This window comes from Vibrio ichthyoenteri ATCC 700023 (genome assembly GCF_000222605.1).
Lineage (GTDB): Bacteria > Pseudomonadota > Gammaproteobacteria > Enterobacterales > Vibrionaceae > Vibrio > Vibrio ichthyoenteri.
Window position 1 is genome coordinate 1 of record NZ_AFWF01000043.1, and the last position, 7186, is coordinate 7186.

The 7186-nt window shown below is 44.7% G+C and carries 7 protein-coding genes; 5 read left to right on the forward strand and 2 right to left on the reverse strand.

Annotation, left to right across the window (positions count from 1 at the left end):
- Positions 1-39 precede the first annotated feature (39 nt).
- Positions 40-1218: an MFS transporter gene (locus RH85_RS04845; protein WP_006711082.1), complete on the reverse strand. Its 1179-nt coding sequence runs from the start codon at positions 1216-1218 to the stop codon at positions 40-42.
- 129 nt (positions 1219-1347) lie between these two features.
- On the opposite strand from RH85_RS04845, the gene RH85_RS04850 reads away from it, so the two are divergent.
- Positions 1348-1839, forward strand: coding sequence for a GNAT family N-acetyltransferase (locus tag RH85_RS04850; protein ID WP_006711083.1), 492 nt, complete (start codon positions 1348-1350; stop codon positions 1837-1839).
- Positions 1840-1934: 95 nt separating this feature from the next.
- Here the strand turns inward: RH85_RS04850 and RH85_RS04855 are convergent, their stop codons facing one another.
- A complete protein-coding gene (locus RH85_RS04855) occupies positions 1935-2213 on the reverse strand; it encodes a GNAT family N-acetyltransferase (RefSeq protein ID WP_006711084.1) in 279 nt (92 codons plus the stop codon).
- 169 nt (positions 2214-2382) lie between these two features.
- On the opposite strand from RH85_RS04855, the gene RH85_RS04860 reads away from it, so the two are divergent.
- The 4 genes from RH85_RS04860 to RH85_RS04875 all read left to right on the forward strand — a co-directional run bounded on the left by RH85_RS04860 (position 2383) and on the right by RH85_RS04875 (position 7104).
- Entirely contained in the window at positions 2383-3120 is a 738-nt protein-coding gene (locus tag RH85_RS04860) for a PilZ domain-containing protein (protein ID WP_006711085.1), read from the forward strand.
- A gap of 120 nt (positions 3121-3240) precedes the next feature.
- Positions 3241-4161, forward strand: coding sequence for a polyprenyl-phosphate transporter (locus RH85_RS04865; RefSeq protein WP_006711086.1), 921 nt, complete (start codon positions 3241-3243; stop codon positions 4159-4161).
- Positions 4162-4452: 291 nt separating this feature from the next.
- Positions 4453-6288: an ABC transporter ATP-binding protein gene (locus tag RH85_RS04870; RefSeq protein WP_006711087.1), complete on the forward strand. Its 1836-nt coding sequence runs from the start codon at positions 4453-4455 to the stop codon at positions 6286-6288.
- Between the two features lie 111 nt (positions 6289-6399).
- Positions 6400-7104, forward strand: a complete 705-nt coding sequence (locus RH85_RS04875) for a DUF445 domain-containing protein (protein WP_006711088.1) — start codon at positions 6400-6402, stop codon at positions 7102-7104.
- Positions 7105-7186: the final 82 nt, after the last annotated feature.

Consider the following 7186-nt stretch of genomic DNA (forward strand, 5'->3'; position numbering starts at 1 on the left):
TTTTTTATATCATGTGAAAAGTTCCTTCACTGCGTAAGGTTAACTCCACTTCAGCACGCGAACTTCGTTGCCTTCTTCTGGCTTGGCGGGAATATTAAGCGACAGTAACAAAGATACGCCAGCCATTGCAGCGCCAATAAAGAACACCGCCGAAGGTGACACCAACCAAATCAGACCAAACGTGACCGGAATCACCACGGCCGCGATATGATTAATGGTAAATGAAACACCCGCTGTCGATGCCATATCAGCCGGATCGGCAATCTTTTGCAGGTAAGTTTTGATCGCTAGCGCCAATGCGAAAAACAAGTGATCAATGATGTATAGCGCAGCAGCCCATTCCGCAGTTTGCACAAACGCATAGCCCACAAAGACGCCAATAAGACCAATATACTCAAACATTAACGCTTTGCGCTCACCAACTTTACCGATAAAGCGGCCAATTTTTTTCGCAAAAAGGAAATTGAAGAAGTAGTTAGCAACAAAAAGCAGCGTAATATCCGATGCCGAATAACCAAAGCGCTCCACCATTAAAAAGCCGGCAAAGACAGTGAAGATCTGACGACGCGCACCACTCATAAAAGTCAGAGCATAATAAAGCCAGTAACGCTTACGTAGCACAAGCTTCTTGTTTTGTTGAACCTTGGTTTCAAACTGAGGAAATGCAAACGCAACCCACACCACTAAAGCAAAGCCGACCCCACCGAAGATCAGATAGATCCATTTAAACTCGAGTTTGAATATCTCCAATGATACCCATAACGCGGCATAGGTTAATAGTGAAGCCAAGGCACCAACAGAGATATATTTACCTAGCGCCTCTGGTGCTTCTTCTTTTGTCAGCCACTGTAGTGCCAAAGATTGCTTTAACGTCTCAAAATAGTGAAAGCCAGTAGACAACAACAGCGTTGTTAACAGCAAACCTGTCACTGACGGAAAGAACCCCGTCATCGCGCTACCGATAGAGAGCATTGCTAACGATAGAATCATAAAACGTTGCTCTCGAATAAACATCAGCACAAAAATGACCGTAAAGGCTAGAAAGCCTGGTATTTCGCGCACACTTTGCAATAGTCCAATATCTGCTCCATCAAAGTTTGCTTTTTCAATAACAAAGTTATTCAGTAAAGCCATCCAACTTGAAAAAGCGATTGGAACAATAATTGAGATGATTAATAAAAAGTTTTGTGGGGTTTTCCACCCAGAAGATTGGTTCATCAAACGGTTCCTTATAAAACGCCGCGTCAGGTTACCGTTTGGTATTGCAACACTCAAACATATTTACTTTTTATACAGAGCCACAAATATGCTATACCAAGACAAGACTCATAATGTAGACGTAAATATATGGATATAGTAATTCGCCCTACCCAGTCCTCCGATGCTGCTGCATTGACGGAACTCTTTTCTCAACCCAAAGCCCAAAGCGAGACCCTTCAGCTTCCTTTGCCCAGTGCAACGCTATGGCAACATCGCTTAGATAATATGCCCGAGAACATTTATAGCTACGTCGCTGAAGTGGATGGAATCGTGGTAGGTAATATTGGCTTTGAGCATCTACGCACTCCACGTCTTATTCATTGCGGCACCTTTGGCCTTGGTGTGCATGACAATTACCACGGATTAGGCATCGCGAGCCGTTTAATCGAAACAGTGCTGGATCTTGCCGATAATTGGCTACAAATCAAACGAATACAAATTGATGTTAATAGTGACAATCAAGTGGCTATTGCTTGTTATAAAAAATTTGGATTCGAAATTGAAGGCGAAGCTAAATGCTCTGTGTTTCGCCATGGTGAATACATTAGCACTTACTATATGGCGCGAATTAGAGCCTAATTATCACGCATATCTATATTACTGACGCGGTTTAACTATCGCGTTAGGCAAACCGCGTTAAGTCAACTGCGTTGAGAGCGCTGATGGGGAGCATACTAGCGCGAGAGCAGGTATTGCCACTGCCTATTTCGCTCAAGATATCCCGCAACAAAACTGCACTGCGCAATGACTTTACCCTCACGAGAAGCGATATCGGCCAACACTTGCTCCATCACCACGTTACCGTACCCTCGCCCCTGAATGGAAGACGGCACATGTGTCGAGGTGATGACAAAAACATCCCCTTCTCGACGAAACTTCACAATGGCGTACAAATCTTGCTCAAGAGAAACCGAAAACTGCTGTTTTTCTTGGTCTAATGTGACTACATGCATAGAATTGACTCCAAAAGTGATAACTAGCTCAAACTTATTCCCTACATTGAGGTTTGAACTCGAAGCAAACCCTCAATAGAATTTACTGCATATTCCCAATAGGCAAATAAGTTGAACTCTAATATGTCTATAAATACAAAAACTATTCTAGCGGGATAATGGTAGCGTAATGAATACCCAGTCAGAGACAAACGTGGAAACAAAAGCTCAACCAAGTAATGTCGACACGCGCGTTGCATCAGTCATAAATAGTGTCGATGCTTTACCAATGATAGATCACGGCCGTGAACTTAGCATCGGCATCGTCACGCCTGTCGGCACCAGTTTTCGGATCAAAAGTAATTTTATCGGTACTCACTCCAGCCACATGATTTTGGTTGAGTTACCAAAATTATCCGATGACAATATCAGAGACTTCTTCCAAGAAGGTTTTTGGGCCACGCTACGTGCCATCGCACCAAGGGGTGAAGGCGCTGTATTCAGCTTTCGTAGTCAAATTTTACACATCATTAAAGCGCCCATAGCAATGGTCGCGATGTCGATTCCACAAACGGTACAAGCAACCCCGCTGCGTAATGAGCCACGCTACGAAGTCAATCTGCGCGCTAAAGCCAACAGCACCAATCATCGTATTGATTGCGTCATGCGAGATTTGTCTAAAAGCGGTTGTCTTTACATTACCCCTTCCCTTACTCGACCTTTTGTCTCAGGGGAGAAAGTCGAACTGCTGATCTCGATCCCCGGTAAAGGGTCATCATTTGATTCGCTTAGTGGCACCATTTGTAACGTCAAACAATCTTCGCAGAAAAGAAGCTATGGCGTGCAGTTTGACGAGCGTGGTAAGGAAAACGCAAAAACCCTACTGGCGCATCTCAAATTTGATGGCAATCGACTATCACTGCGCTAGTCACCTTATCTGCTGGCAACATCTGGTCTTAATTTTAGGGCGATTTTGCGTCCTATTTTCATACTTTTTTGACACCTTTATCGGTATACTTTCGCCACCTCAACCTGATTACTATATTGAATGAACTACTTAACGACGTTTTTTAAAGGTCTTGCTATGGGCGCAGCTGATGTCGTGCCAGGCGTATCCGGCGGCACCATCGCTTTTATCACCGGCATCTATGATACCCTGCTAGAGAGCATTCGCCGCATCAACCCAACCGTCCTTAGGATTTGGAAACGTGAAGGCTTCAAAGCCGCATTTAGTCATATTAATGGTTTGTTTTTAATTGCTTTATTTGGCGGCGTGTTTACCAGTATCGCAACCCTAGCGAAACTGATTTCGTGGTTGCTCGTCACTCATCCTATTCCTCTATGGTCATTCTTTTTCGGTCTGATCCTTGTTTCTGTATTCCACATTCTAAAACAAGTAGAACAGCGCACGTTGGATCGCGGTATTTTCTTAGTTCTTGGGGTGGTATTCGCTTACTGCATTACCATTTTAAACCCGCTGCAAATGGAACCCACCAATCTCAACATCGTTTTCGCTGGGGCTATCGCGATATGCGCTATGATTCTACCGGGGATCTCTGGTAGCTTTATTCTGTTGCTTATCGGCATGTACGCGCCAGTATTAGGAGCGGTTAAGTCTTTTGACTTCGTGATTTTATCGCTCTTTTTAACCGGTTGTGTGGTCGGTTTACTGAGTTTTTCTCATGTCCTCTCATGGCTACTAAAACGTTTTAGAGACGTCACGCTGGTATTTTTAACGGGTTTGATGATTGGCACCCTACCAAAAATCTGGCCGTGGAAAGAAACCATTTCATGGCGTACCAACTCAAAAGGTGAAGAAGTGCCCCTGATTCAACACAACTTAACCCCATTTGAGTTTGAAAACGTGGTGAACCAGCCTGCCCATCTTGGCATGGCCATTATCATGATGGTGGCGGCAATTGCTTTGGTCATTGGTCTAGAAAAATTTGCTGAACGCTCTCAGCGTTAGACTCAGACTCCTTAACATTGTCCATTGAGGCCAGCCCATGCTGGCCTATTTTATATCCAGCACGAATTAATCCCTCCCTCATAGATTGCTCAACACCACCCCGTATAATCATTGTTGTGATGCTTTGCTTTAACATTGCAAGGCGGTTTAGCGACATCAACCGCACTATATCCAAACTAGCCAAAGGTTCACTAGTTACATTTCTGCTTGCAAAACGATAACATACGCACTTAACACAGCGCGCCGCCCAATTGTCATAACGTCTTTTTTTGCCGCGCTTTAGGATGATGTATGTTCAAGAAATTCGAAAGCTTCACCAAGGCCTTCCCCGACCAAGAGCCAGAGCAGCCACCACAAGGTATTTTTGCTTTTTGTCGTTACTATACGCGTGGATTTGAAGTGCCATTGGTCATTATGTCAATCATGGCTACCATCGTCGCGATTGTTGAGGTCTCACTGTTTGGTGCGATGGGCAACTTAGTCGACTGGCTCGCCAACAGTAACCCAGAGACCTTTTGGCAAGACAATAAATCAGATCTGATTTTTTATGGTGTTCTACTTTTAGTTGTGATGCCGATTATGGTTGTGGGGTATTCATTATTGGTGCACCAAACCTTGCTCGGTAACTATCCGATGTCTATCCGTTGGCTCGCCCACCGGTATTTGCTCAAGCAAAGTGTCAATTTCTATCAAGATGATTTTGCTGGCCGAGTCGCAACAAAAGTCATGCAAACCTCACTAGCGGTACGTGAAACCGTAATGAAAAGCATGGATGTATTTGTCTACGTATCGGTTTATTTCACCAGTATGATTGTTCTACTGGCGCAAGCCGATTGGCGTTTAGCGATCCCAATGTTATTTTGGCTGATCGCGTATATCTGTATCCAGATTTACTTTGTGCCAAAACTAAAACAAGTCGCCACCGAACAAGCGGACGCTCGCTCCTTAATGACGGGCCGAATTGTTGATAGCTACACCAATATTTCAACCGTTAAATTGTTCTCCCATAGCCACCGAGAAACCGAATACGCCGAAGAAGGTATGGAAGGTTTCCTGCAAACAGTTTATCGCCAAATGCGCCTTGTAACAGGCTTTGATGTCGCGGTTGAAGTGACCAACTACATTCTCGTCTTTTCTATTGCGACCCTCTCTATCGTGTTGTGGATGGACAGCGCTATTAGCATTGGAGCTATTGCGATTGCGATCAGTTTAGCGCTACGAATCAATGGTATGTCAATGTGGATCATGTGGGAAGTTGGCGCTCTGTTTGAGAACATGGGTACGGTTGTTGATGGCATGAAAACCTTATCCAAACCTATCGATATCGAAGACAAAGCCGATGCAAAACCCCTTAATGTCACTCAAGGTGGCATCGAGTTCAACGACGTCAGCTTCCATTATGGCGATAAAAATAAAGGCGTTATCAGCAACATGAATCTGGCAATCAAACCAGGGGAAAAGGTGGGGTTAGTCGGCCGTTCTGGCGCCGGTAAATCAACCTTGGTTAACCTGCTGCTTCGCTTCCATGATGTCGAACAAGGGCAAATTAAGATCGATGGACAAGTGATCTCTGACGTCACTCAAGAGTCCTTGCGCAGCAATATTGGTATGGTGACACAAGATACTTCACTGCTTCACCGTTCGATTCGCGATAACATCTTGTATGGCAGACCTGATGCGACGGAAGAGGAACTGCTACGAGCAACCAAGCAAGCCCATGCACACGAATTCATCCAAACCCTTAACGACCCGTTTGGTAATGAAGGCTACGATGCTCAAGTTGGTGAGCGCGGTGTGAAACTGTCCGGAGGTCAGCGTCAGCGAGTGGCTATCTCTCGCGTGCTGCTAAAAGATGCACCGTTATTAGTGCTCGATGAAGCGACATCAGCACTTGATTCCGAGGTAGAAGCCGCTATTCAAGAAAGTTTGAATGAGTTGATGGAAGGCAAAACCGTGATTGCTATTGCTCACCGCTTATCGACTATTGCCGCGATGGATCGTTTGATTGTACTCGACCAAGGGCAAATCGTTGAGCAAGGTTCGCATCAAGAACTGTTGCAAAATCAAGGGATTTACGCTCAGCTCTGGGCTCATCAAACCGGTGGTTTCCTGGGTGAAAAAGAGTAACCGCAGCAAGACTAGCCGATAAATCTCCGAAAGCCCTCAGTTGAGGGCTTTTTGCTAACCGCAGACTCCGTTATACTCGCCACACTTTTTTAAACCACGAGTTTTTAGTCAATGAACAAAAGTTTGCTTACCAATATCATCGCCCTCGCTCTGCTGGCTGGCGGTCATATTTTTGCTAACCAACTGGCCTTTTATGCTGGTCTTTTTGCTTTCTCTGGAGCCATTACCAACTGGTTAGCGATTCATATGTTGTTTGAAAAAGTACCCGGTTTGTATGGCTCTGGTGTGATCCCAGCTCGCTTTGAAGAGTTTAAACTGGCGATTAAACAATTGATGATGGAACAGTTTTTTACGGCCAAAAACATCGATAAGTTTCTTAGCCAAGAAATGGACAGTAGCAAGTCTCTTAACCTTGAACCTGTAATTGCAAAAATCGACCTCAATCCGACTTTTGATTCTTTGGTCGAGGTCATTGCTCAATCTTCTTTTGGCGGCATGCTCGCCATGTTCGGCGGAACCGAGGCACTACAACCATTAAAACAGCCGTTTGTCGAAAAAATGCAGCAATCGATGGTGGAAATTAGTCAAAGTGATGCGGTGAAACAGGCACTAAAAGAGCAAATGGAATCACCGGCGATGATGGACGAGATCAAAACCAACATTGAAAACATCATTGATCAGCGCTTAAACGAGCTCACGCCAAAATTGGTCAAAGAGATGGTACAAAAAATGATTAAAGAACATCTTGGCTGGTTGGTCGTATGGGGCGGTGTCTTTGGCGGCTTAATCGGTATTGCCTCTTCTTTCGTTGCCTAGCGCGCATTACAGCGTCATGCATTACAACGACAGACAGTAAGCATAAACACGGTGAATCCTATCTGGTTCACCGTTTTTGTAC